Origin of the sequence: Cytobacillus oceanisediminis (genome assembly GCF_022811925.1) — a bacterium.
GTDB classification, from domain to species: domain Bacteria; phylum Bacillota; class Bacilli; order Bacillales; family Cytobacillaceae; genus Cytobacillus; species Cytobacillus oceanisediminis_D.
Window position 1 is genome coordinate 4615325 of record NZ_CP065511.1, and the last position, 22363, is coordinate 4637687.

Genomic DNA, 22363 nt, shown 5'->3' on the forward strand with positions numbered 1-22363 from the left:
CGCTTCAGTGGTCAGACCAGTTTATTTTTCTTCTTACAAATATACCATAATTGTTATTGTTGTAAAGGGTAATTACTTTAAAATGACGTTATTCTGTCCAAGCATTTTCATAAGCAATTTAAGGAAATCCTCTGATGGCGAGATTAGATCCTCTTCACCCAGGCGAATGGTTTTTCGGGAGCTTTCATAATACAAAACCACCTGAACCCGGCCTTCATTTTTTTTAAATAATTCTTTAAGAAAACGAAGATTTTCCGATGTTTCCCGATCCTCAGTAATCCTTAAATACAAAACGGGATCTTTGTTTTGTATTTTTTCAATAGCTTCCTTCACATCATCAAGATGCTGGACAATCAGCTGTTTCTTTCCATCCCGCTCCTCTATCCTTCCTTCCGCTAAGACGATGTTTCCCTGGGAGCAGAGCATTGAAAATCGGTTAAACACCTTTGGAAAAACAACTGCCTCCATATCCCCCGACTGATCGCTCAAGGAAAGAAACGCCATTGGCTCGCCTTTTTTCGTACGAATCTTTTTCACTTCGGATAAATAAGCAACTGTTTTTGCCTTATTTGCAGTTCTTTCTAGTTCAAGAAGCGGACAAGCATCCAGCAGGTGAAAAGATGATTCGTAAATCGAAACCGGATGATCCGATAAATACAGGCCCAGCACTTCTTTTTCAAATCTCAGCTTGTCCTCGGAACGGATCGGATCTACTTCAGTATATTTAGGCTTAGGAAAAAATTCATCATCCTCAAAGAAATCCGCTTGGTCGTCCTCCGGCATAACAAGCTGGGCATGTTCTGCAGCCACATCCAGGCTGGCAAGAAGAACAGCTCTATCTTCCCCAAATTCATCAAAGCTGCCTGAATGAACCAGGGATTCGAGAATCTTGCGATTAACAGCTTTTGTTGAAACCCTTATGCAAAAATCAAACAGATCTTCAAAGCGCTTATTTTTCCTTGCCTGAAAAATATCCCTTAAAGCTGCAGCACCTACGCCTTTTATGGCTGCAAGACTATACCTGATTGAATCTTTTTCTACCAGAAATGAATAGCCGCTTTTATTAATGGAAGGCGGGCTGAGCGGCAAACCCATCTGTCTCAGTTCTCCAATATATTGGGCAATCCTTCCTTCATTTCCTACGGCTGAAGTCAGCAGGGAAGCCATAAAGTGAAGCGGATAATGAGTTTTTAAATATGCCAGCTGATAAGCTATGAAACTGTATGCAACCGCATGGCTCCGGTTGAATCCATAGTTTGCAAACCGGACAATTAGATCATATATTTCATGAGCAGCTTGTTCATTATAGCCTTTCTTCACTGCCCCCCCTACAAAATGGGCACGCTCACGGTCCAGCACTTCTTTTTGCTTCTTGCTGACCGCTCTCCGAAGCAAATCGGCTTCCCCCAGTGAAAATCCTGCCATTTTTGCAGCGATTTGCATAATTTGTTCCTGATATACGATGACACCATACGTGTTTTCAAGAATAGGCTTCAAATCGGGATGAGGATAATTTATCGGCTTTCTCCCATGCTTCCTGTCAATAAACAGCGGGATATTTTCCATTGGACCGGGGCGGTAAAGGGCATTGACAGCCACAATATCTTCAAAGCGTGTTGGCTGAAGCCTTGTCAGCACACTTCGCATCCCCTCAGATTCAAGCTGAAAAATGCCTGTAGTATCTCCTTTTCCCAATAGACTGTATACTGCCTCATCATCTAGGGGAATGTTTTTTATATCAATCTGTGTGCCTGTTTTTCTCTGGATAGAGCTTAGGATATTCTCGATTAATGTCAGGTTCCTAAGACCGAGAAAATCCATTTTTAATAGGCCGACATCTTCAAGATGCTCCATCGAGTATTGAGTCAGATAAACATTTTCATGTCCCTTTTGAATAGGAATGGCCTCAACCAGCGGGTGCTCGCTGATTACAACACCGGCAGCATGAGTGGATGTATGTCTTGGCAGACCTTCCAGTTTGATAGCCGTTTCAAAAAGTCTCCGATTTAAATCGGATTCCTGGGTGAATCTTCTTAGAGGCTCTGATTCTTTGTAGGCCTCTTTGAGACTGATGCCCAATTTGGAAGGTACTTTTCTTGAAAGCATGTCCAGCTCTTTCGGATTAAGCCCAAATGCCCTGCCGACATCCCGAAGTGCAGCCTTGGCTGCCAGTGTTCCAAACGTAAGAATTTGGGCAACATGGAGCTCTCCATATTTCCTGGATACATACCGAATCACCTCATCCCTTCTGTGATCCGGGAAATCGATATCAATATCAGGCATGGAGATTCTCTCTGGATTTAGGAATCGCTCGAATAATAACTGATGCTCAATTGGATCCACATCTGTAATATATAAGACATAAGCAACCATTGAACCGGCAGCAGATCCCCGCCCCGGGCCGGTTAAAATTCCATTTTCTCTCGAAAACTTCATAAAATCCCATACGATTAGAAAATAATCGCTGAACTTCATGTTTCTAATTATGTTCAGCTCATACCGCAAACGTTCCCTATGCTCATCATCTGCATCCGGATATCTGTCAGCAAAACCCTGCCAGCAGACTTCTGACAATAGCTCATCGGCACTCATGCCTCTTACAGCAGGGTATTTAGGAAGGTTCTGTTTATCTAGCTCAAGCATGACATTGCATTGCTCTGCTATCTTAATCGTATTCTCCAAAGCATCAGGATAACCCGATAACAATTCCGCCATTTCACCGGATAATTTTAAATAATACTCATCACTCTTCAGCCGCTCTCTCTCTTCATCCTGAAGCTTCTCTCCATTTTTAATGGCCATCAGGCACTCATGGGCAAAAGCATCTTCTTTCTTTATGTAACAGACACCATTTGAAGCAGCCAGGCCAATCCCTGTTTCCCCAGAAAGCTGAACCAGAAGTTCATTGTTTTTTTTCTCTTCACGCAGCCCATGATCCTGTATAGCGAAAAAGAATGAATTTGGCTCGAAAAGACTGCTGAAAAGTTCAGCTGTTCTTTTTGCCTGGCCGTATTCACCTGCCTCAAGATATTGTTCGATTTCCCCATCAAGGCCGGGAGTTAAAGCAAACAATCCACCTGCATAGTGCTTAAGCCATTTAACAGGGATGCCTTCAGGCGATTTTGTCTGGACTGTGCTTGTGATTTTTAATAGATTCTGAAACCCCTGCCGGCTTTTAGCCAAGAGGACCATTGGATAAGCTTCGCCTTCGGATATCTCGCTTAACACATCCACAGAGAGACCCAGGATCGGCTTTATGGACTGCTTAAGACATTCTTTATAAAAGGCAACGGCTCCGTACATGACATTCCGGTCCGTTAAAGCCAGGGCAGGAAACCTGTTTTCCCTGGCGCCTGACACAAGCTGCTCTATTCTTGCCGTGCTCGACAGCAGGCTATAAGCGCTATATACATGAAGGTGAATAAATGACACGTTTCTCACACCCTTAATTTCTCTGCTATTTTTTATTATAGAACGCCCGTTTCCAAAAAGAAAATATGTTCTCTTTTTAACGGCAGCTAAAAAACATATTTTACTAAGTTTGTCCATATGATGAAGTATCAAGATAATTCTGGCAGGGCCATTCCTGCAGCGAGGACGGATGATATGAATACCCAGCCCTTTTTTTCCACTTTAATTGAGAGTTATTTTATTGCTTTCGGTGTTTTGATAGGAGGTTCAATCATTGGAGGCATGGCTGCTTTTCTGACAGGAAAGCCTCCTTTAAATCAAATCTTCCAGATTTCCAATATGATACGCATTTGGGCCATTATTGCAGCAATCGGAGGAACCTTTGATACAGTTTACAGCTTTGAAAGAGGTGTCATGGACGGACAGACAAAGGATATATTTAAACAATTCATGCTGATTCTTTCTGCTCTCGGAGGGGCCCAGACAGGCGCCATGCTCATTAACTGGCTGACTCAGGAGAACATTTCAGCATGAGGATACCGCCTTACTACCGATTGCCATCCTGGCAGCGCTTTTTTTCAGGAATGGCCATAGGGGGCATCATCAGCTGGTTTATTTTTTTATTTGTTTTTGGGCAATGGCAGGAGAGATACAGCAAAGAAATCAAGCTTCAAAAGGATGCTATTTATGAATTGGAAAAAGATAAAGAAATCTGGCAGGAGGAATTCAAAAAACTAAATAAAGAAAACCAGAAAAAACTGACTGTCCAGGATATATCCATTAAAATTGTCAACAGCGATAAATATAAACTGGATTCCTTCAGTGTTTTTCAGCTGGAAGATGAAATAAAAGAGGATATTAGCATGATGATTGCCAAAGACATCGATACGGTTTATAAAAGCAGTGAACTGATCAAGAAAATAATAGAAAATAAGACACATCGGGTTAACGAAAAGAGATACCGGGTGGAAGTTAAAGAATTGGTCATCTATACAACTGTCTCAATTGAATTGAATATTATGCTGGATTAATGCCCGGCTTTTGCCGGGCATTATATTTTAGTCAGCTTTGCAGACATCCTCCAGATCTCTTACAACTGATTCCATCTCTTCCCATGAATAAATGGAAGCTCCGGCAGCAAGAGGATGTCCTCCGCCTTTATACTTCCTTGCAATTTCATTAATTATTGGACCCTTCGAGCGGAACCGCACACGGATTTGATCACTTTCCTCAATAAAGAAAACCCATGCTTTTATTCCCTTCACATCGCCAAGAGTGCTTACAAGCAGGGAAGCTTTAGAAGGTACTGCCTGAAATTCTTCGAGCAATTCTTTTTTCAGGATCATAACAGCAGCCCCGCTGTCTCTCATTTCAAAGTTCTGCAGTACATAGCCCTTCAATTTAACAATATTTGCGTCCAGCTCGTACATCTTATCAAACAGTCCCGGCCGTGAAAAATTATAGTGAATCAGTTCACCTGCATACGCAAACGTCTTATCTGTCGTGCTTGGATAGAGGAATCGGCCGGTGTCCCCTACTATTCCGGCAAATAACAATCTTGCAGCTTCATCCGACATTTTCAGGCCCTGATCTTTGCCGAAAAGATAAAACTCATAAATCATTTCACTGGTAGAACTTGCATCCGTATCAACCCACATCATATCTCCATACGGATCCATATTCGGGTGATGGTCAATTTTGATCAGTTTATTACCCGTTCCATATCTATCATCACATATCCGTTCCGCATTTGCTGTATCACAGACAATGACCAGCGCCCCATTATATGTATCATCAGATACTTCATCAAGCCTTCTCATATAATGAAGTGTTTCTTCTTCCTTCCCGACAGTGAAGATCGATTTTTCAGGGAAAGAAGCCTTCAGGATTTCAGCAAGGCCTCCCTGTGAACCATATGCATCCGGATCAGGACGGACATGCCTATGAATAATGATTGTTTCATATTTTTTGATTTCATCAAGTATCTTTTGTTTCATGGCGCGCTCCTTTTATTCTGAATACTACTTTATTTTTACCATATCACCATGAAAAGAAAAAGAAAACACTGCATGCTTATGGCAATTTTTTAATAATGAAGGTAAAATAATAAGAGATTGTCGAAACTTGGAGGTTATGAAATGCCTATCTTTGTTATCCTGATTATTCTCTCTTTTTCTTTCTATATTTTCTATAAAGTGAAATTCTTCAGAAGCAAACAGCCGGCTGAAAGACAATGGATATCAGCCAAGTCCAGGATTGCGCTCGGTTCATTCGTCGCCATATTTGGCCTTAATCAGCTGTTTTTATACAATACAACAACAGCTCTCATTGTGGGAATTGTGTTTATCCTTATTGGGGGATTGAGCATTTGGGGCGGCATAAAAGCATACAAGTTTTACATGCCTCACGCAGCAAAAGAAGCTGAGGAAGCAAGGAAGAGTTAAGTTTAACCGGACTTCCCAAAGGGACCTGCAAAAAAAGCCGTTCAAATGTGAACGGCTTTTTGTTTATTAGTAAGAAAGTATAACCTTGAACGTGGATTACTGTCTAGCTCCAGCGCCTACCCCCTCGAGGTGAGGCCCCAGGATGGGGGTCATGCATACGTTGCCACAGGACGTGGCGTTCTTAGTCTGCGTTCATTCGTGGGCAAGGCGCTTCCACTTTACTTGTATTAATGCCTGTCAATAAGCTGGCACATCATCATCGCCTTGCCTACAAGGACACCTTCGTTAAAAACTTCAACATCCACTTTTCCGAACTTCCGTCCTACTTCCAATACTTTTGGATAGATTTCAAGCATACTGTCGATCTGAACAGGCTTAATAAAGTAGACAGTCATATTTTCAACTACGAGATCTCCTTTTTTATAGCTTCTTAAGACTCTGTTTGCAGCTTCCGAAACAATGGTTGTAAAGACTCCATAGGATATCGTTCCAAGGTGGTTGGTCATCTGCGGAGTAACCTCACAGCGATAAACGTCATCCCCTTTTGTTTTTCCCCGTGTCATAACCAGCTGGTTGGTGACTATATCGTCAATTGTTTCACCCACCTGCGGCTGCCTTTGGATCATCTGCAGCGCCTTCAGCACATCCTGACGGCTAACAATCCCTTCGAGTTTATTCGCTTCATCTACCACAGGAAGCAATTCGATTCCTTCCCATACCATCATATGCGAGGAAGAAGCAACACTCGTTTTTCCGCCAACCGTCATAGGATTTTTGGTCATGATTTTTTCAATAAGCGTTTCCTTTTCATGTCCCATAATATCCTTGGAAGTGACAACTCCCTGCACCTTCAGATTACTGTCGACAACCGGGAATCGGCTATGGCCGGTTTCACGATTGTACGTTAGCCAATCCGCAATTGTATCGGTTGTTTTCAGGAAAATCGCTTCTTGCAGAGGAGTCAGGATGTCTTCAACAAGTACAATCTCCTTTTTGATCAGCTGGTCATAGATAGCCCTATTGATCATAGTTGCCACTGTGAAGGTGTCATAGCTGCTTGAGATCACAGGAAGCTGCAGGTCGTCAGCAAGCTTTTTGACATGGTCTTCTGTATCAAAGCCCCCAGTAATTAACACAGCAGCCCCAGCCTTCAATGCCAATTCGTGTGCCTGGGTCCGGTTTCCTACAATCAGCAGGTTTCCGGCATCAGTGTATCTCATCATCGCTTCAAGCTTCATCGCTCCAATAACAAACTTGTTCAGTGTTTTATGGAGGCCGGCTCTTCCACCAAGCACCTGGCCGTCAACAATATTAACAACTTCTGCAAAAGTAAGCTTCTCAATATTTTCTTTCTTTTTCCGCTCGATTCTTATTGTCCCAACACGTTCTATTGTACTGACATATCCCTTATTTTCAGCATCCTTAATCGCTCTGTATGCAGTCCCTTCACTCACAGCGAGCGCCTTGGCGATCTGTCTGACCGATATTTTTTCTCCAATTGGCAGTTCATCAATGTATTGTAATATTTGCTCATGCTTAGTAGCCAAGACTTTCACCCTCTACAAATTATTCCTTATTTTTCATTATAAGGGTAAAGAGGCCTTGATACAATTGACTTCGGGAATCTTAGATTATCTGCCGAAGGAGCGCACCCGCTTCCTGTCTGCCATTTTGCGTACCTGCTTCCCCGAAGCAGCCGCTTTTTTCGGGGCAAACAGCAATGCAGTCAGGTTTCCGGCAATGACAAAAAGGGCAAGGGCCAGCCAGCTTATGGCAAAGATCCCTTCAGTCCCTCCATTAAACACACCCATTCTTGGAGCGGCATAATAAAGCATCAAGCCGCACAGCAGCAAACATAGCAAATATCGGTTTTTATTCAATTTAGCTTCCTCCTTTATCCTATCCTCCCTAAAATGTATGCGGACAGGCTGGGAAAATGATTGGTTTTTAAAGAAAAGCGGAAGCGCCTTGCCCACCCCCGACAAGCACAAATACGAGCCTCCCGGAAAGGCGTTCTTTGCCTTTTTGGGAGGGTTGTCCGAAATGTGGAGGCGACTGCCCAGGGACGACAAGCATAAGACGAGCCCTGCAAGAAGGTGTTCTTTCCTTCTGGAAGGGATTGACTTATGTCTCGAGTCCCTAGGAGCCGCAACTAGACAGGCTTGTGACCTCGAGGGGGTAGGCGCTGGAGCTAGACAGTTATCTAACTTCAGGGTTTATACATTCCTCATTAACAAACGCAGCCTCCATTAGAAGCTGCGTTTTCATATTATAATTCGATTGATTCTCCTGCTTCCAGCACCTGGCCGACTCCAGTTTCCAGCATGCTGATGAATTTATGCGGATCCTGCTTGATTGGCGGGAACGTGTTGAAGTGAATCGGAACCACCTTTTTGGCGCCAAGGAGTTCTGCTGCGTATGCTGCATCATCCGGCCCCATGGTAAAGTTATCTCCGATTGGCAGAAATGCCAGATCGATTGGATGACGGTCACCGATTAACTTCATGTCAGAGAAAAGCCCGGTATCCCCTGCATGGTAAATCGTTTTTCCTTCTAAAGTGATAAGCACACCCGCAGGCATTCCCAGGTAGATAATTTCCTTATTTTCTGTCTCAAGGCCTGTCCCATGAAAGGCAGGTGTCAGCTTCACTCTTCCAAAATCAAAGTCATAACCCCCGCCGATGGACATCCCGTGAGCATTGACACCCTGCCAGCCCAAATAGGTGGCAAGCTCAAAGTTTGCAATAACAAGTGAGTCATTGCGCTTTGCCAATTCAACCGTATCCCCAAGATGATCACCGTGTCCGTGTGTGACAATGATAACATCAGGTTTCTGGTCTTCGGCTTTTAAATCAGTTAAATCATTCCCGGTAATAAAAGGATCTATTAAGATTGTTTTTCCCTGTGATTCGATTTTCACTACTGCATGGCCATGAAATGATACTTTCAATTTTATTCTCCTTTCAAATTTAGAAGTTATGTAAGTTACTTCAACGGAAATCAAGTTATTCCTGCTCCCTTTTTAATATATACCCGAATTGGCAATGTTTAAAAAGTTTACTTTTTCTTATTTAGTTGCTACTCTCAAAGTATCAGTACATAAGGAGGTTCACTATGAATAATAGATTGCAGAAACTATCACAGTGGATGAAAGAAAATGATATCCAGGTCAGTTTTGTAACATCACCGGATAATGTTTTTTATTTAAGCGGTTTTTTAAGCGACCCTCATGAACGTTTGCTTGGATTGGCTGTTTTCCAGGAAGAAGAGCCTTTCCTCGTATGTCCGGCCATGGAAAAAGAAGATGCAAAAAAAGCCGGCTGGAGCCATGAAATTATTGGCTACAGCGATATTCAGAACCCTTGGGAATTTATTCAGACATCCATACATAAAAGAATTGGAAAAGTAAATAAAGCAGCCATTGAAAAAGAACATATGAATGTGGAGCGGTATGAAGCGATCTCGGGACTATTCGGCGGGGCTTCATTCGTTTCGGCAGAAGAAAAGCTGCAGCAGCTTCGTATGGTGAAAGATGACAAAGAATTGGAAATCATTCGCGAAGCATGCGCACTGGCCGATTTTGCGATTGAAACAGGCTGTGCCGAGATCCAGGAAGGAAAAACTGAACTGGATGTTCTAGCTGCTGTAGAATATGCACTAAAGAAAAAAGGCGTTAACGAAATGTCTTTTTCTACCATGGTCCTGACGGGGGCTAACGGAGCTTCCCCTCATGGCACACCAGGAATGGCGAAGATTCAAAAAGGGGATTTAGTCCTATTTGACCTCGGAGTTGTCTGGAATGGCTACTGCTCAGATATTACTAGAACTGTGGCTTACGGTGATATCAATGATAAACAAAAAGAAATTTATGATACGGTCTTAAAAGCTCAGCTTGCAGCTGTGGAAGCGAGCAAGCCGGGAGTCACTTGCGCAGATATTGACCTGACAGCAAGAAATCTGATAGCAGAAGCCGGCTATGGCGAATATTTTCCGCATCGATTGGGCCATGGACTGGGTGTGAGCGTTCATGAATATCCTTCATTAACAGAAACAAACTCACTTTTGCTTGAAGAAGGAATGGTCTTCACCATCGAACCGGGAATCTATGTCCCAGGTGTTGCAGGAGTGCGGATTGAAGATGACCTTGCTGTAACAGCAGACGGAGTTGAAATTTTAACCAAGTTCCCGAAAGAACTTCAGATTATTAAATAGAGACTTGAACAAATTTCCACAGAAAATCCGGAGCTGTCCAGCCCCGGATTTTTTTATGAAATAAGTGTATAAATTCTGAATTTAGATAAGTGTCTAGCTCCAGGCGCCATCGGTTCGATGTCATAATCCGATAAGCTGGCGCCTGCAGCTTTTCCTATTGCTGCTCCAATTGTGTTCCCGTATCTGAATAGTCAAGGTTATGGGCTTCAGCTACCGCCTTGTATGTCACATAGCCATTTAATGTATTAACTCCCTTTAATAAAGCCTCATTATCCAGACATGCCTGCTTGTAGCCTTTATTCGCAATTTGTACTGCATAAGGCACCGTCACGTTGGTCAGTGCAAGAGTTGATGTTCTGGGAACTGCTCCCGGCATATTAGCTACCGCATAATGAACTACGCCATGTTTTTCATATGTGGGATTGTCATGGGTAGTAATTCGATCAGTTGTTTCAAAAATCCCTCCCTGATCGATTGCGATATCCACGATAACAGAACCAGGGCTCATCGTTTTGATCATCTCCTCTGTGACAAGCTTAGGAGCTTTTGCACCCGGAATCAGTACAGCTCCAATCACGAGGTCTGAATCCTTAACAGCTTCAGCGATATTGTAAGGATTTGAGATTAATGTTGTTACTTCTTTTCCAAAGATATCATCAAGCTGCCTAAGGCGATCTGGATTCAAATCGATCATAGTCACCTTTGCCCCAAGGCCTATTGCCATTTTTGCCGCATTGGTTCCAGCAACCCCGCCGCCGATAATGGTAACATTTCCCCGCTGCACCCCCGGTACCCCCGATAGCAGGATTCCTTTCCCTCCATGTATTTTTTCTAAAAATTGAGCTCCTACCTGAGCTGCCATTCTCCCGGCCACTTCACTCATAGGAGTCAATAGAGGCAAAGTCCGGTTGGGAAGCTGGACTGTTTCATATGCGATGCCCGCTACTTTCTTATCAATTAAAGCACTTGTCAAATCGGGTTCAGCAGCCAAATGCAGATATGTAAAGAGAATTAACCCTTCCCGAAAATATACATATTCGCCCGGAATCGGCTCTTTTACTTTCATGACCATATCCATTGACCATGCCTCTTCTGCAGTTTGAACAATATGTGCACCCGCACCCATATAGTCGTTATCCGAAAAACCGGAACCAGTCCCGGCATCAGCTTCGATATAGACTTCATGTCCAAATTGGATGAGATTCATAACACCAGCAGGGGTCATAGCAACCCTGTTTTCATTGTTTTTTACTTCCTTTGGAACCCCGATACGCATGCTGCATACCTCCGTATTTTAAGTGATATACCTATTAACTTTATATGGCTATTTGAGGGAAAAGTATACAATAGCTTTGCCCATTTTTTATCATTACCCGGTATTGCCAAATCCTCATTAAAACAGCTCTCATTAATTTATGAGAGCTTGCTTTCTTATTGCAGATTGCCTTCATTCCGTTCGTGAGCTTCCATGTCAAACTCTGCATTCGGCTGATCAATAACACCGCTGTTATAAGCATTCATGATTTGTGCGCTAACTTCATTTGTACCCTGCTCATCAAAAAAATACGCGGACCCTGCTTTCGGTTCTCTCTTTTCCATTTTCATCTGCTCCTTTAATAAATTTTCATCAGCCTTACTATTGTTCGATTTTTTGTTACAGATATTCAGATTTAACAGCTGTATAATATAGGTAAAGGAGGAGATTCAAATGGGCATGAAGTATAAAAACATATTAGTCGCTGTAGATGGTTCAACGGAAGCAGAATGGGCTTTTAAAAAGGCAATTGAAATTGCGAAGCGCAATAATGCTTCTCTTGTATTGGCACATATCATTGATACCCGCACCTTTGCTACGGTTGAAGCCTATGACCGCACGATAGCTGAAAGAGCTGACCGTTTCGCAACCGAATTAATGGAAAAATACAAAAGAACTGCAATGGATGCAGGCATCGAGAATGTAACATATGAAGTCGATTATGGTTCCCCAAAAGTGAAGGTTCCAAAAGATATTGCAAGAAAGCACAACGTCGACCTGATCATTTGCGGTGCAACAGGCATGAACGCAGTTGAACGTTTCATCATCGGCAGTGTATCTGAACATATTACCCGCTATGCCCGCTGTGATGTCCTCGTTGTCAGAACGGATAAAGAAGATGAAGAATAGAAAAAATGGCGCTGCCTGCTGCAGCGCCATTTTTCTATTCTTTATTGACATACTCTTTAATGCCGAGAGATTTCTTCGCTTTTTCAATCGCGATGCTTACTTGTTTAAATCCTGTTCCGCCTGCACTATTTCTTCTTTTGACAGCTGTATAAGGATCCAGTACTTCATAAATATCTTCTTCAAACAATGAATGGGCGTTCTTGAAATCTTCAAGCGGCAAATCTCCAAGGAAGCATCCCTTTTGTACACAGACAAGGACCAGTTTCCCGACAATCTCATGTGCTTCTCTGAATGGAATGCCTTTATCAGATAGATAATCAGCCAATTCAGTAGCATTGGAAAAATCATTTTTAGTCGCCTTTTCCATCTGCTCTGTTTTAACCTTCATGGTGCGGATCATTCCTGCAAAGATTTTCAGTGAACCTGTGACTGTCTTTACAGTATCAAACATCCCTTCTTTATCTTCCTGCATATCTTTATTATAGGCTAGCGGCAGACCCTTTAGTACTGTCAGCAGCCCCATAAGGTTACCGTATACACGTCCCGTTTTACCGCGGATGAGTTCCGCCATATCCGGATTCTTCTTTTGCGGCATAATGCTGCTGCCAGTTGCAAAGCTGTCGTCCAGTTCAATGAATTGAAACTCCTGGCTTGACCAAAGGATGAATTCTTCACTTAAACGTGACAGATGCATCATCAGGATTGAGCTTGAGGATAGAAACTCCAGAATAAAGTCTCTGTCACTGACTGCATCCAGGCTGTTTTCATAGATGCCTTCAAATCCGAGAAGTTCCGCGGTATACTCACGGTCGATTGGGAAAGTGGTTCCAGCGAGAGCCCCTGCTCCAAGCGGAGATAGGTTGATTCTTTTTAAGCTTTCAGAAAATCGCTCTTTGTCTCTCTCAAGCATCCAGAAATAAGCCATTAGATGATGACCGAAAGAGATCGGCTGTGCCCGCTGCAGATGCGTATAGCCCGGCATGATGGTTTCCACATTATTTTCAGCCTGGATGATTAACTCTTCCTGCATTTCCTGAATCAATTCAACAATCTGCTCCACCTGCTTGCGCAGGTATAAATGCATGTCTGTTGCCACCTGGTCATTTCGGCTTCTTGCGGTATGAAGTTTACCGCCGACAGGCCCAGACAGTTCGGTCAAATGACTCTCAAGATTTAAATGAATATCTTCAAGTTTTACTGAGTAATCCAGTTCATCCTTGGCAGCTTTCTCTTTTAGCTGCTGAAGGCCTGTTTTGATTTTTTGAGCTTCGTCCTCAGTGATGATTCCTGTTTTAGAAAGCATGGCAACGTGGGCCATGCTCCCTTCAATATCTTCCATAACCAATTCCTGGTCAAATGAAATCGACGCTCCGAATTCATCTACCCATTCTTCAGCAGATTTTGTGAATCTGCCTCCCCATAACTTTTTCACACTGTCACCTTCTTGCTGTTTTGAACAATGCTCTGCACCTTTGTCGGCAATCCCCAAAGCTTAATAAAACCAACTGCCGCATTATGGTCAAATTCATCATCGGAAGTATAAGTTGCTAACTTTTCATCGTACAGGGAATAAGGAGATTTTCTTCCTTCAACAATCGCATGGCCTTTAAACAGCTTCACTCTGACTGTTCCTGTAACAAAGGTTTGTGTCTCTTTAAGGAAAGCTGTTAATGCATTGTTAAGCTGAGAGAACCACAATCCTTCGTATATAAGCTCAGCCACTTTTTTCTCAATAACCGGTTTAAAGTGGGCCAATTCTTTTACCATCGTTAAGTCCTCAAGCTCTTTATGTGCTTTAAGAAGTGTCATCGCTCCCGGACACTCGTAAACTTCACGGGATTTGATTCCGACAAGCCGATTTTCCACATGGTCGATACGCCCAACTCCATGCTTGCCTGCAACCTCATTCAGTTCGGCAATAAGCTCGGAAAGCTTTATACTTTTGCCATTCAAGCTGACTGGCACACCCTTTTCAAAACCGATTTCAACGGTATCAGGTGTATCAGGAGCTTTTTCAAGAGAAACGGTAAGATCGTATGCATCTTCCGGAGGAGCTGCCCATGGATCTTCCAGGACTCCGCACTCATTGCTTCTGCCCCATAAGTTTTGATCAATGCTGTAAGGAGAATCCAGATTAATTGGGATGGGGATATTATTTTGTTTTGCATATTCAATTTCTTCCTCACGTGACCAGCTCCACTCACGAACTGGAGCTAACACTTGAAGATCAGGGTTTAGAGCCTGGATTGCCACTTCAAAACGAACCTGGTCATTTCCTTTGCCGGTACATCCATGTGCGACTGCTACAGCACCTTCTTTTTCTGCTACTTCAACAAGCTTCTTGGCGATCAGCGGACGTGAAAGAGCAGAGATCAATGGATACTTATTTTCGTATAAAGCATGTGCCTGCAGCGCTATTAATGCATATTCATTAGCAAATTCTTCTTTTGCATCAATCACATAGGATTGGACAGCACCAACCGTTAATGCTTTTTTCTGGATAAAGTTGAGATCTTTTCCTTCACCAACGTCAAGACAGCAGGCAACAACTGCATAACCTTGATCCTGCAGCCATTTAACCGCAACTGATGTATCCAAACCGCCTGAGTATGCAAGAACTACTTTATTTTGAGACATATATATTTCCTCCTTGGATTATACGTATAAATATACAATCAAATTATGTTTTTATTCATTTATTATTCTCTTACTTTAACAACCTTTTCTTTAAAAATCAATACTTATTCTTAAAAATGTATAAAAATAAATATAATTTCCCAATAAAAAAGGCAAAAGCTCCGTTTTGGCTTTTGCCTGCAATAGTTTAGTGATTTAATGCTTCATAAACAGCTGAGATTACACTTCCATATTGACTGATGCTGTATGTGTCACCTTGAAACTTATGCGGATCTTTTAATGGATCGATGACTGAAGAATGTTTTTTATTTGTCAGGAGAGCAATAGCTAAATTATTTTCTCTGTCTATCACCGTTACCGTTCCTGTCCAGCCTGTATGCCCAAATACTTCTTTCCCAGCATACTTGCTGAACATCCACTCCATACTTGGATCTCCGTTCAAACGCCATCCTAACCCATATGTAGGATTCATATCATAAGGTTCTACAAACTCATCAATTGTTCGTTTATCAAATAACTTTATATTTCCATAGCCTCCATCATTAAGCATCACCTGCATCAGGACAGCAAGATCTGTAGTTGTGGAAAAGAGGCCTGCATGCCCGGATATTCCATCCATTGAATAAAAGGACTTCTCATCATGAACCTCTCCCTGAAGAGTATAGGTCCGGATATTAGGGAAGGAAATGACCCCATCCCTGGTGTTGCCGTGTAATTCAGTTGCTGCGAAATCTTTTTCTTTGAATCCCTTGCGAAGCGGATTAAATAAAGTATGCTTTAACCCTAAGGGCTTATAGATATGATTCTCAGTATAATGGTCAAGCTGCACTCCCGTTATTTTTTCAATAATAAATCCCAGCAGCATATAGTCAATGTCACTGTAAACCTGTTTGGTGCCAGGTTCATACTGAAGGGGTGTTTTTAAAATCATGGAAAGCGTTTTACTGCGTTCCTGGGAATACAATTCTCCCGCCCTTTCAGGATTATGATAATGGATGCTTGAAGGAAATCCGGCAGTATGGTGGAGCAAGTCGATTATCCGGAGTTCACCTTTCCCTTTTATTTCATCGTCCGCTGAATCTTTAAATTCAGGAAAATAATGCTGAATTTTTTCTTCAAGATTGATCTTTCCTTCACTGACAAGAAGCTGCAGTGAAAAGTTAACGGCATACATTTTCGTGTTTGATGCTAAATCAAACATGGTTTTTGTCTTCATTTTCTGCGGGTGATTTAACGGATCAGATTCATCAAAGACTTTGGCTGAACCATATGCGGAGTTTTTAACAATCTTGCCATCTTTAATTACGACTAAAGCTGCTCCTGGAAAACCATTTTCTATTTCTCCCTCGATCAGCTTATCAACCTCTCTTAGCTTTTTGGAAGAAAAGCCTGCATCCTCAGGGCGCTTTGCTTTTGACAAGGTTGGATATTCTAATGGTTTTTTATGTTTAAATACTTGCTCTTCTGAGCTGCTGCTTCCTGTTCTGCCCAATTCTTCTCCTAGGGCTGCAACGGGGTAAGGCAAAAGCAAACCCAGCACTAGGCCTAAAACTGTTAAATGTGTTATAAACCTTTTCATATTCTCCCCCTTTTAATTGTTTTAATATTCTTAATAGTCAATATGTTATTCGATATCTATTAAATCTGTAAACCAATACCTTAGCCTTTCTATTAAATCAGTACTTGTGAACCAAGTTCATTTATCTTTACATTAGTTCCATAGTAGTATCTGCAGAAAAAGATTGAATACTAAAACATTCATGCACCGCAAACACCTTTATAGTAAAATAAAAACAAGATTTATCGTTTGGGGGATTAATAATGGAGGAGCATTTTTCACATAATGGCCGTCTTGGCATTCCCATACCCGCCTTTGACCGGGATTGGGATGAATATTCACCAAAAACACAGCAGATGATCCTGTTTCAATGGGAAAAAATAAGAGGCAGGATTCCTGACCGCATTGCCGAGCTTGAAGCGGACATCAACAGGAAACAGGCTGAGCTATCAGATGAGGGCAATTTCGAAAGATCATGCAGACTCAACAGTGAAATTTCAGAACTGGCATCAGTCATAAATGATCTGTGGCTATGGTATCGAACGAATCAGGATATTACAGGGAAAATGCATTCATAAAGAAAAGCGGAAGCGCCCCCACACCTCGTGGGGCCAGGCTGCTTGCACTAGACAGTTCTCGAAGTTAAAAATTATACTTCCCTATCATTTTAAAAAAACCTTTCCGCGGCGGAAAGGTTTTTTGCCCTTTATAAATCTTTTCTTAGTTCCCTGACGATATGCCCGAGTTCAGGCAGAATCAGCTTATTCATCGCAAGGCGAACAGCCCCGGATGATCCTGGTGTTGAGAAAACTGCTTTATTTTGCACTGTGCCTGCAGCAGCTCGTGAAAGAATGGCCGCAGACCCGATATCTTCCGTGTAGCTTAGCATCCTGAACAATTCGCCGAATCCGTCAATTTCTTTATCAAATAATTCTCTTACTGTCTCAATAGTCACGTCCCTTAACGCAATTCCTGTGCCTCCATTTGTAAGGACAGCATCAATGCCGGGGTTTTCACACCCTTTTAATACGGCCTCACGAATGAGATTTCCTTCATCTTTGACGATTTCATAGTCAGCTATGACATGTCCCGCCTCTTCCAGCAGGCGGATCATCAGCTTTCCGCTTTTATCTGTTTCTTTATTTCTCGTATCACTTACGGTGACCACTTTGCATCTAACTTCTTTTGGGGCCTCTTTTTTATGCTCGAATGTACTCATTTGGCATCACCTTTGCTTAAATTCATAGTAATCCGGGAGTTCACTGCTGAATGTTTTTTCTATGCAAATATCTCATTTGATAATATTTATGAGCGAAATCTGTTACTTTTCTTGTCAGCTGATAATTTGTCCCGGCTCCAATGGCCATGCTGATGAACGGAATTCCCTGTACTGACTTTCTGCGGAAAAAGTAAATAGCCATTGCTTTAAAAAGCTGCTTCATTGGCTGTTCAATCCAGGTTATATCAGTCAATTCTTCTTTTCCTTCATAAAAATAGAATTCTTCCTGATTCTTCAGCTCGTTCATCAGTTCTTCCCAAGCACTGCCCTGCATGCGCGGCGGCAGTGTGGCTGCGTGAAAAACCTTAAGAGAGCTCATCATTTCGAATGGAGTATTGACCTCAAAACCATAGGTCATGGCAATCAGCTGGACGGCACGAAGATTAATAACCGCCATAGCAGGAATATCTGTACCCAGCATGAGTGAGCTGCCTGAACCCGCAATGCCGCCTTGTGCAAAAGAATAAAGGCGATGCCGGGCAATCTGCTGTTGAGCTATGTATTGAAGCTGGTCGATATTCAATTGCTTAAGGTCTTCAATCGTCTCAATATCAGAATGAAAAACACGGCCTGCCGTCAAAATGCGCTCTTTCGCATCCATTTGAAGCTGTGAGCCTTGAATAAGCGCATGAAGATGAAACAGCCAGCTATCCATTGCTGAAAAAAATTGCTGCTGAACTTCTTCAGGCAATAGTGAAAAAGACCTTTCCAATGATTTATCATAAACCATTTCCAAATCATTGGGCTCATAATTCAACAGCTTGTTTTCCCACTCCTGAATACCGGCCAAAACACTTTCTTCCCTTTCGTTCAATGGCATCGCAATTCCTCCCAAAACATTTTTTCTTGGACTCAGTATAGCATAAGTCAGATGATGAATTCTCTTTCCGCCTGATGGGCAATAAATCTCGATAAAAACAAAAAAGACAAGAGCGTTAAGCCCTTGCCTTGTTATGAATGTTATTTAGACATTCTCACAACATCACGTGCAATCATGACTTCCTCATTTGTTGGGATAATCATGACTTTAACTGGTGAATGAGGGTAGTTAATGAACGCTTCTTCACCGCGCACTTTATTTAATGCAGGATCCCAGTATACGCCCATGAATTCCAGCCCCTGAAGAACACGATCACGGATAACATCACTATTTTCACCGATTCCGGCTGTGAAGATGATCGCATCTACGCCATACATGCGGGATGCATAGGATCCAATATATTTGTGGATTCTGTTTGCGAATACTTCAAGAGCCAATTCTGCTCTTTCATTTCCTTCAACAGCTTGAACTTCAATGTCGCGAAGATCACTAGAGAATCCGGAAACACCAAGCATACCGCTCTTTTTATTAAGAACGTCAAGAACTTCATCTGCATTCTTGCCCGTCTTTTCCATAATGAATGGAATAAGTGCAGGGTCAATGTTCCCTGAACGGGTACCCATTGTAACACCCGCTAACGGAGTGAATCCCATGGAAGTATCAATTGACTTTCCGCCTTCAATAGCTGTAATACTTGCTCCATTCCCTAAATGGCAGGAGATGAGGCGAAGCTGTTCAAGCGGACGGCCAAGCATTTCTGCAGCACGCTCTGATACATATTTATGTGAAGTGCCATGGAACCCATACTTGCGGATGCCATATTTTTCATAATACTCATATGGCAAGCTATATAGGAATGAGCTTTCAGGCATCGTCTGATGGAAGGCTGTATCAAATACTGCCACTGCAGGCACATTCGGAAGAACCTGCTGGAATGCCTTAATTCCCGTAATATTAGCCGGGTTGTGAAGGGGTGCAAGTTCAGAAAGTTCATCTATTTTCGCAAGCACTTCATCCGTAATGACTACAGAATCGTTGAATGCCTCACCGCCGTGTACTACACGATGGCCAATGCCATCTATTTCATCAAGAGATTTAATAATCCCAAGATTTGTTAATTTATCAAGCAGGATTTTAACCGCTACTGAATGATCAGGTATATCAGTTACTTCCTTAATTTTTTCGCCATTTACAGAAATATTGAAGACTGCGTTATCCAGCCCAATACGCTCGATTAAGCCTTTCGTAATTACTTCTTCACTCGGCATGTCAAATAATTGAAATTTTAACGAAGAACTGCCGGCATTGATTGCTATGATTTTTGCCATAAAGCTACCGCTCCTTTAGAAGATGTTCAAAGGGACTGACTTGTCTCTCCAAACCCATACTTTTATATAACAATGTGTGATACGACACAAAAAGTAATACAACTTTATTTTGTGCATCGGCCACAATTAATATCTCTCAATTTTCCATTTAAACACTGTAAGCAATACATTTCAAGAAGCACCTTGCAATGGTATCGTTTTCATGATAAATTAAATATTTTCTGATACTTCCCTATATTAATACATTTAAAAAAGAAGCCGGCAAAATGCTCGGCTTCTTTTCGTTTATCCTTATTTGCTTTCTTTAAACCAGACATCAATTTTCTTGAGTATTTTTTCAGCTTCTGCTGTTTTGGATAAGCTGGGCAAGTTGACCAGGAGGGCCTGCTTAGGCGGAGTGACTCCATCCCCTTTTTTCTGAAGGATAAATATGCTTTTGGCCGCTTTTTCATTTTTAAACATGGTAAGCGGCAGCTGTACCAAACCTTGAATATAGGCATACTCCTTAAGGAATTCATGCAGCTTTGGTGCCTGCTCACTTTCAAACAGCCCATTTGGAATGATAAAAAATAGATAACCTCCAGATTTCACATGATTCATGCTCTGCTCAATAAATAAGTGATGAGAATAAGAATGTCCCTCATCTGCTTTTAACTTATACTCAGCTGAACGGACATCATTCGGATAATAGCCAACAGGCAGATCACTCACTACAGCATCAGCAGCTTCTATAAACAGGGGCTCAAGGCTATCCTGGTTAAAAAATTGAATGGGATGCTCCTGTAAATTGGCATTTATATAAGCAAGCTTAATTAATAAGTCGTCAATCTCAATCCCAGTTGCCTCAACCGTTTTATCCTTTTGGTGATTCATAACGGTTGTCAATAAATTTCCTGTTCCTACTGCAGGATCCAGCAGGCGGAAACCTTTTTCCTGAATGAATTTTTCGACCAGATACCCCATCAGCATGCCCACTGCATCTGGAGTCATTTGATGATTAGGCTGGACGTTTTCTTTCATGCCTTTTAATATGGCAAGCTGAAAGGATTTTCTAATCTCTTCTTTTGTGCAGCTGCTTAAGTCAATGGATTCATAACTCTTCCTAAGCCTTTTAACTGTTAATTCGCTGAGCTCATCCTGAAGAATGCTTTCATGGAATAGATTCTCTCCTGTTTCTGCAAGAGCTTCCAAGTATGTACAATGCAGTTCTTCCTGCATAATAGTAGCCGTTTCGTTTAAAATGGTAAATAAATCCTCAACTGGAGTTATTTTCACAGCTTATTCCTCCCGTCCTTATTCTTTTTCCTATTTTAACGGGCTTTTGTTTTATTCACAAGTTTGGTGCTGAAGGGACGTAAAATAATAAAGCTCCGGAACAAATCCGGAGCTTTAAATATTCGTATAATTATTTCGCTTGCTTAGCAGCTTCCACTGCAGCTTCATAGTTTGGATGATCTGTTGCTTCACTTACATATTCCGCATATGTAACTGTGTCATTTGAATCGACAACAAAAACGGCACGAGCCAATAGGCGAAGTTCCTGGATGGCAACCCCATAAGCTTCACCGAAAGAAAGGCCGCGGTGATCGGAAACGGTTTGAACATTTTCAATGCCTGCTGCTGCACACCAGCGTTTTTGAGCAAATGGAAGATCCACGCTTACAGTAAGAATCTTAACATTGTCGAGCTTGGAAGCTTCTTCATTAAAACGGCGTGTCTGCGCATCACAAACTCCCGTGTCAATAGAAGGAACTACGCTGATTAGACGCACCTGCCCTTTTGAATCAGCAAGAGTTACTTCAGAAAGGTCATTTGCCAGCACCTTGAATTCAGGAGCTTTATCTCCAACTTTTACTTCATTGCCCAGCAATGTTACAGGATTTCCTTTGAACGTAATAGATGCCATTTAAATCGTCCTCCTTAATCACTTATGTACAGTGTAAATCATATCTTTTCAGAATCTTTTTTGCAATTATTAAGGATACATTCCAAGAAAAAAGTTAACTCTCCCTGGGAAAGTTAACTTCCTTCTCTTAGATATCAAGGTCTTGTTTCTTGCCGCTGTACTCATCATTGTTTTGATCCTGAGGCTGGCTTTGCTGATTGCCGGTTCCTCCGTCTTTCTTATTGAACATTTGCTGAATTTTATCGACGGCCTGTGGAGCAAGGTCAAGAATTTTCTCATATAAATGAGTGCTTTCATCCAGATGAACCATTTTCACCCCTTGAGAATTGACAATCAAAAAGGCGATTGGAGTGATGGAGACACCGCCGCCGCTTCCGCCGCCAAACGGGTGGCCCTTTTCCTCGCCTGATTGTCCATCAAGCATAAACTCGCTTCCTCCTGCGGCAAAGCCAAAGCCCACCTTTGAAACGGTTAAAATTACACTTCCATCAGGGGTTTCTACTGGATCCCCAATTATGGTGTTAACATCAATCATCTCTTTCAGGTTTTCCATGGCAGTTGTCATAAGCCCTTGAATAGGATGGTCAGACATTCTTGCTCCTCC

General features: G+C 42.1%; 22 protein-coding genes. 6 read left to right on the top strand and 16 right to left on the bottom strand.

Features of this window, described 5'->3' with window-relative positions:
- Window positions 1-72 precede the first annotated feature (72 nt).
- Window positions 73-3432, bottom strand: a complete 3360-nt coding sequence (dnaE, locus tag IRB79_RS23160; RefSeq protein WP_243505245.1) for a DNA polymerase III subunit alpha — start codon at window positions 3430-3432, stop codon at window positions 73-75.
- 117 nt (window positions 3433-3549) lie between these two features.
- Here dnaE and IRB79_RS23165 point away from each other — a divergent pair, with 117 nt between their 5' ends.
- Both IRB79_RS23165 and ytrI read left to right on the top strand, forming a co-directional pair.
- Window positions 3550-3945 (top strand): sporulation membrane protein YtrH, encoded by a 396-nt coding sequence (locus tag IRB79_RS23165; RefSeq protein WP_347815342.1) that lies wholly within the window; start codon window positions 3550-3552, stop codon window positions 3943-3945.
- Window positions 3942-4442, top strand: a complete 501-nt coding sequence (ytrI, locus tag IRB79_RS23170; protein WP_243505253.1) for a sporulation membrane protein YtrI — start codon at window positions 3942-3944, stop codon at window positions 4440-4442. The genes IRB79_RS23165 and ytrI overlap by 4 nt, the downstream gene beginning before the upstream one ends.
- Window positions 4443-4469: 27 nt before the next feature.
- Here the strand turns inward: ytrI and IRB79_RS23175 are convergent, their stop codons facing one another.
- On the bottom strand, window positions 4470-5408 hold the full coding sequence (locus tag IRB79_RS23175; protein WP_243505255.1) for a DHH family phosphoesterase: 939 nt from the start codon (window positions 5406-5408) through the stop codon (window positions 4470-4472).
- A gap of 141 nt (window positions 5409-5549) precedes the next feature.
- Between IRB79_RS23175 and IRB79_RS23180 the strand changes: the two genes are divergently transcribed.
- The gene (locus IRB79_RS23180; RefSeq protein ID WP_221878594.1) at window positions 5550-5855 is read left to right on the top strand and encodes a YtpI family protein; all 306 of its coding nucleotides are present in this window, start codon (window positions 5550-5552) and stop codon (window positions 5853-5855) included.
- A gap of 227 nt (window positions 5856-6082) precedes the next feature.
- On the opposite strand, the gene IRB79_RS23185 is transcribed toward IRB79_RS23180, so the two are convergent.
- From IRB79_RS23185 to IRB79_RS23195, 3 genes are all read right to left on the bottom strand, one after another.
- A complete protein-coding gene (locus IRB79_RS23185; RefSeq protein WP_243505257.1) occupies window positions 6083-7402 on the bottom strand; it encodes a CBS domain-containing protein in 1320 nt (439 codons plus the stop codon).
- An 84-nt stretch (window positions 7403-7486) separates the two neighbouring features.
- Window positions 7487-7735, bottom strand: coding sequence for a hypothetical protein (locus IRB79_RS23190; protein ID WP_221878596.1), 249 nt, complete (start codon window positions 7733-7735; stop codon window positions 7487-7489).
- Window positions 7736-8124: 389 nt separating this feature from the next.
- On the bottom strand, window positions 8125-8805 hold the full coding sequence (locus IRB79_RS23195; RefSeq protein WP_243505265.1) for a metal-dependent hydrolase: 681 nt from the start codon (window positions 8803-8805) through the stop codon (window positions 8125-8127).
- Between the two features lie 164 nt (window positions 8806-8969).
- Between IRB79_RS23195 and IRB79_RS23200 the strand changes: the two genes are divergently transcribed.
- Complete coding sequence (locus IRB79_RS23200) at window positions 8970-10067, top strand: M24 family metallopeptidase (RefSeq protein ID WP_243505267.1); 1098 nt, start codon at window positions 8970-8972, stop codon at window positions 10065-10067.
- A 154-nt stretch (window positions 10068-10221) separates the two neighbouring features.
- On the opposite strand, the gene ald is transcribed toward IRB79_RS23200, so the two are convergent.
- A complete protein-coding gene (gene ald / locus IRB79_RS23205; protein WP_243505269.1) occupies window positions 10222-11343 on the bottom strand; it encodes an alanine dehydrogenase in 1122 nt (373 codons plus the stop codon).
- Window positions 11344-11498: 155 nt separating this feature from the next.
- Entirely contained in the window at window positions 11499-11666 is a 168-nt protein-coding gene (locus IRB79_RS23210) for a hypothetical protein (RefSeq protein ID WP_206839100.1), read from the bottom strand.
- A gap of 109 nt (window positions 11667-11775) precedes the next feature.
- Between IRB79_RS23210 and IRB79_RS23215 the strand changes: the two genes are divergently transcribed.
- Window positions 11776-12231, top strand: coding sequence for a universal stress protein (locus IRB79_RS23215; protein ID WP_243505270.1), 456 nt, complete (start codon window positions 11776-11778; stop codon window positions 12229-12231).
- A gap of 34 nt (window positions 12232-12265) precedes the next feature.
- Here IRB79_RS23215 and argH read toward each other — a convergent pair whose 3' ends face one another.
- From argH to pbp4b, 3 genes are all read right to left on the bottom strand, one after another.
- Entirely contained in the window at window positions 12266-13663 is a 1398-nt protein-coding gene (gene argH, locus IRB79_RS23220; protein ID WP_243505272.1) for an argininosuccinate lyase, read from the bottom strand.
- Complete coding sequence (locus IRB79_RS23225; RefSeq protein WP_221878602.1) at window positions 13660-14868, bottom strand: argininosuccinate synthase; 1209 nt, start codon at window positions 14866-14868, stop codon at window positions 13660-13662. Before IRB79_RS23225 ends, argH begins: the two co-directional genes overlap by 4 nt.
- A gap of 187 nt (window positions 14869-15055) precedes the next feature.
- Window positions 15056-16447, bottom strand: coding sequence for a penicillin binding protein PBP4B (gene pbp4b / locus IRB79_RS23230; RefSeq protein ID WP_243505274.1), 1392 nt, complete (start codon window positions 16445-16447; stop codon window positions 15056-15058).
- A 242-nt stretch (window positions 16448-16689) separates the two neighbouring features.
- Here pbp4b and IRB79_RS23235 point away from each other — a divergent pair, with 242 nt between their 5' ends.
- On the top strand, window positions 16690-17004 hold the full coding sequence (locus IRB79_RS23235; protein WP_095244878.1) for a hypothetical protein: 315 nt from the start codon (window positions 16690-16692) through the stop codon (window positions 17002-17004).
- 128 nt (window positions 17005-17132) lie between these two features.
- Here the strand turns inward: IRB79_RS23235 and IRB79_RS23240 are convergent, their stop codons facing one another.
- The 6 genes from IRB79_RS23240 to ytfJ all read right to left on the bottom strand — a co-directional run bounded on the left by IRB79_RS23240 (window position 17133) and on the right by ytfJ (window position 22351).
- Window positions 17133-17645 carry a MogA/MoaB family molybdenum cofactor biosynthesis protein gene (locus IRB79_RS23240; protein ID WP_221878605.1) on the bottom strand — a complete coding sequence of 171 codons (513 nt, stop codon included), beginning with the start codon at window positions 17643-17645 and terminating at the stop codon, window positions 17133-17135.
- A gap of 40 nt (window positions 17646-17685) precedes the next feature.
- Window positions 17686-18525, bottom strand: a complete 840-nt coding sequence (locus IRB79_RS23245) for an EcsC family protein (RefSeq protein ID WP_243505276.1) — start codon at window positions 18523-18525, stop codon at window positions 17686-17688.
- A gap of 140 nt (window positions 18526-18665) precedes the next feature.
- Window positions 18666-19853 (bottom strand): acetate kinase, encoded by a 1188-nt coding sequence (locus IRB79_RS23250; RefSeq protein ID WP_243505278.1) that lies wholly within the window; start codon window positions 19851-19853, stop codon window positions 18666-18668.
- A gap of 291 nt (window positions 19854-20144) precedes the next feature.
- On the bottom strand, window positions 20145-21128 hold the full coding sequence (locus IRB79_RS23255) for a class I SAM-dependent methyltransferase (protein WP_243505280.1): 984 nt from the start codon (window positions 21126-21128) through the stop codon (window positions 20145-20147).
- Between the two features lie 130 nt (window positions 21129-21258).
- Window positions 21259-21759, bottom strand: coding sequence for a thiol peroxidase (gene tpx, locus IRB79_RS23260; RefSeq protein WP_243505288.1), 501 nt, complete (start codon window positions 21757-21759; stop codon window positions 21259-21261).
- A gap of 127 nt (window positions 21760-21886) precedes the next feature.
- A complete protein-coding gene (ytfJ, locus tag IRB79_RS23265) occupies window positions 21887-22351 on the bottom strand; it encodes a GerW family sporulation protein (protein ID WP_243505290.1) in 465 nt (154 codons plus the stop codon).
- Window positions 22352-22363: the final 12 nt, after the last annotated feature.

Bases quoted from the DNA above. Each gene is read 5' to 3' on its own strand.
- IRB79_RS23165 (WP_347815342.1), top strand. From the start codon at position 3,550: ATGATGAAGTATCAAGATAATTCTGGCAGGGCCATTCCTGCAGCGAGG.
- ytrI (WP_243505253.1), top strand. From the start codon at position 3,942: ATGAGGATACCGCCTTACTACCGATTGCCATCCTGGCAGCGCTTTTTT.
- IRB79_RS23175 (WP_243505255.1), bottom strand. From the start codon at position 5,408: ATGAAACAAAAGATACTTGATGAAATCAAAAAATATGAAACAATCATT.
- IRB79_RS23180 (WP_221878594.1), top strand. From the start codon at position 5,550: ATGCCTATCTTTGTTATCCTGATTATTCTCTCTTTTTCTTTCTATATT.
- IRB79_RS23200 (WP_243505267.1), top strand. From the start codon at position 8,970: ATGAATAATAGATTGCAGAAACTATCACAGTGGATGAAAGAAAATGAT.
- ald (WP_243505269.1), bottom strand. From the start codon at position 11,343: ATGCGTATCGGGGTTCCAAAGGAAGTAAAAAACAATGAAAACAGGGTT.
- IRB79_RS23210 (WP_206839100.1), bottom strand. From the start codon at position 11,666: ATGGAAAAGAGAGAACCGAAAGCAGGGTCCGCGTATTTTTTTGATGAG.
- IRB79_RS23215 (WP_243505270.1), top strand. From the start codon at position 11,776: ATGGGCATGAAGTATAAAAACATATTAGTCGCTGTAGATGGTTCAACG.
- IRB79_RS23225 (WP_221878602.1), bottom strand. From the start codon at position 14,868: ATGTCTCAAAATAAAGTAGTTCTTGCATACTCAGGCGGTTTGGATACA.
- pbp4b (WP_243505274.1), bottom strand. From the start codon at position 16,447: ATGAAAAGGTTTATAACACATTTAACAGTTTTAGGCCTAGTGCTGGGT.
- IRB79_RS23235 (WP_095244878.1), top strand. From the start codon at position 16,690: ATGGAGGAGCATTTTTCACATAATGGCCGTCTTGGCATTCCCATACCC.
- IRB79_RS23240 (WP_221878605.1), bottom strand. From the start codon at position 17,645: ATGAGTACATTCGAGCATAAAAAAGAGGCCCCAAAAGAAGTTAGATGC.
- IRB79_RS23245 (WP_243505276.1), bottom strand. From the start codon at position 18,525: ATGCCATTGAACGAAAGGGAAGAAAGTGTTTTGGCCGGTATTCAGGAG.
- IRB79_RS23250 (WP_243505278.1), bottom strand. From the start codon at position 19,853: ATGGCAAAAATCATAGCAATCAATGCCGGCAGTTCTTCGTTAAAATTT.
- tpx (WP_243505288.1), bottom strand. From the start codon at position 21,759: ATGGCATCTATTACGTTCAAAGGAAATCCTGTAACATTGCTGGGCAAT.
- ytfJ (WP_243505290.1), bottom strand. From the start codon at position 22,351: ATGTCTGACCATCCTATTCAAGGGCTTATGACAACTGCCATGGAAAAC.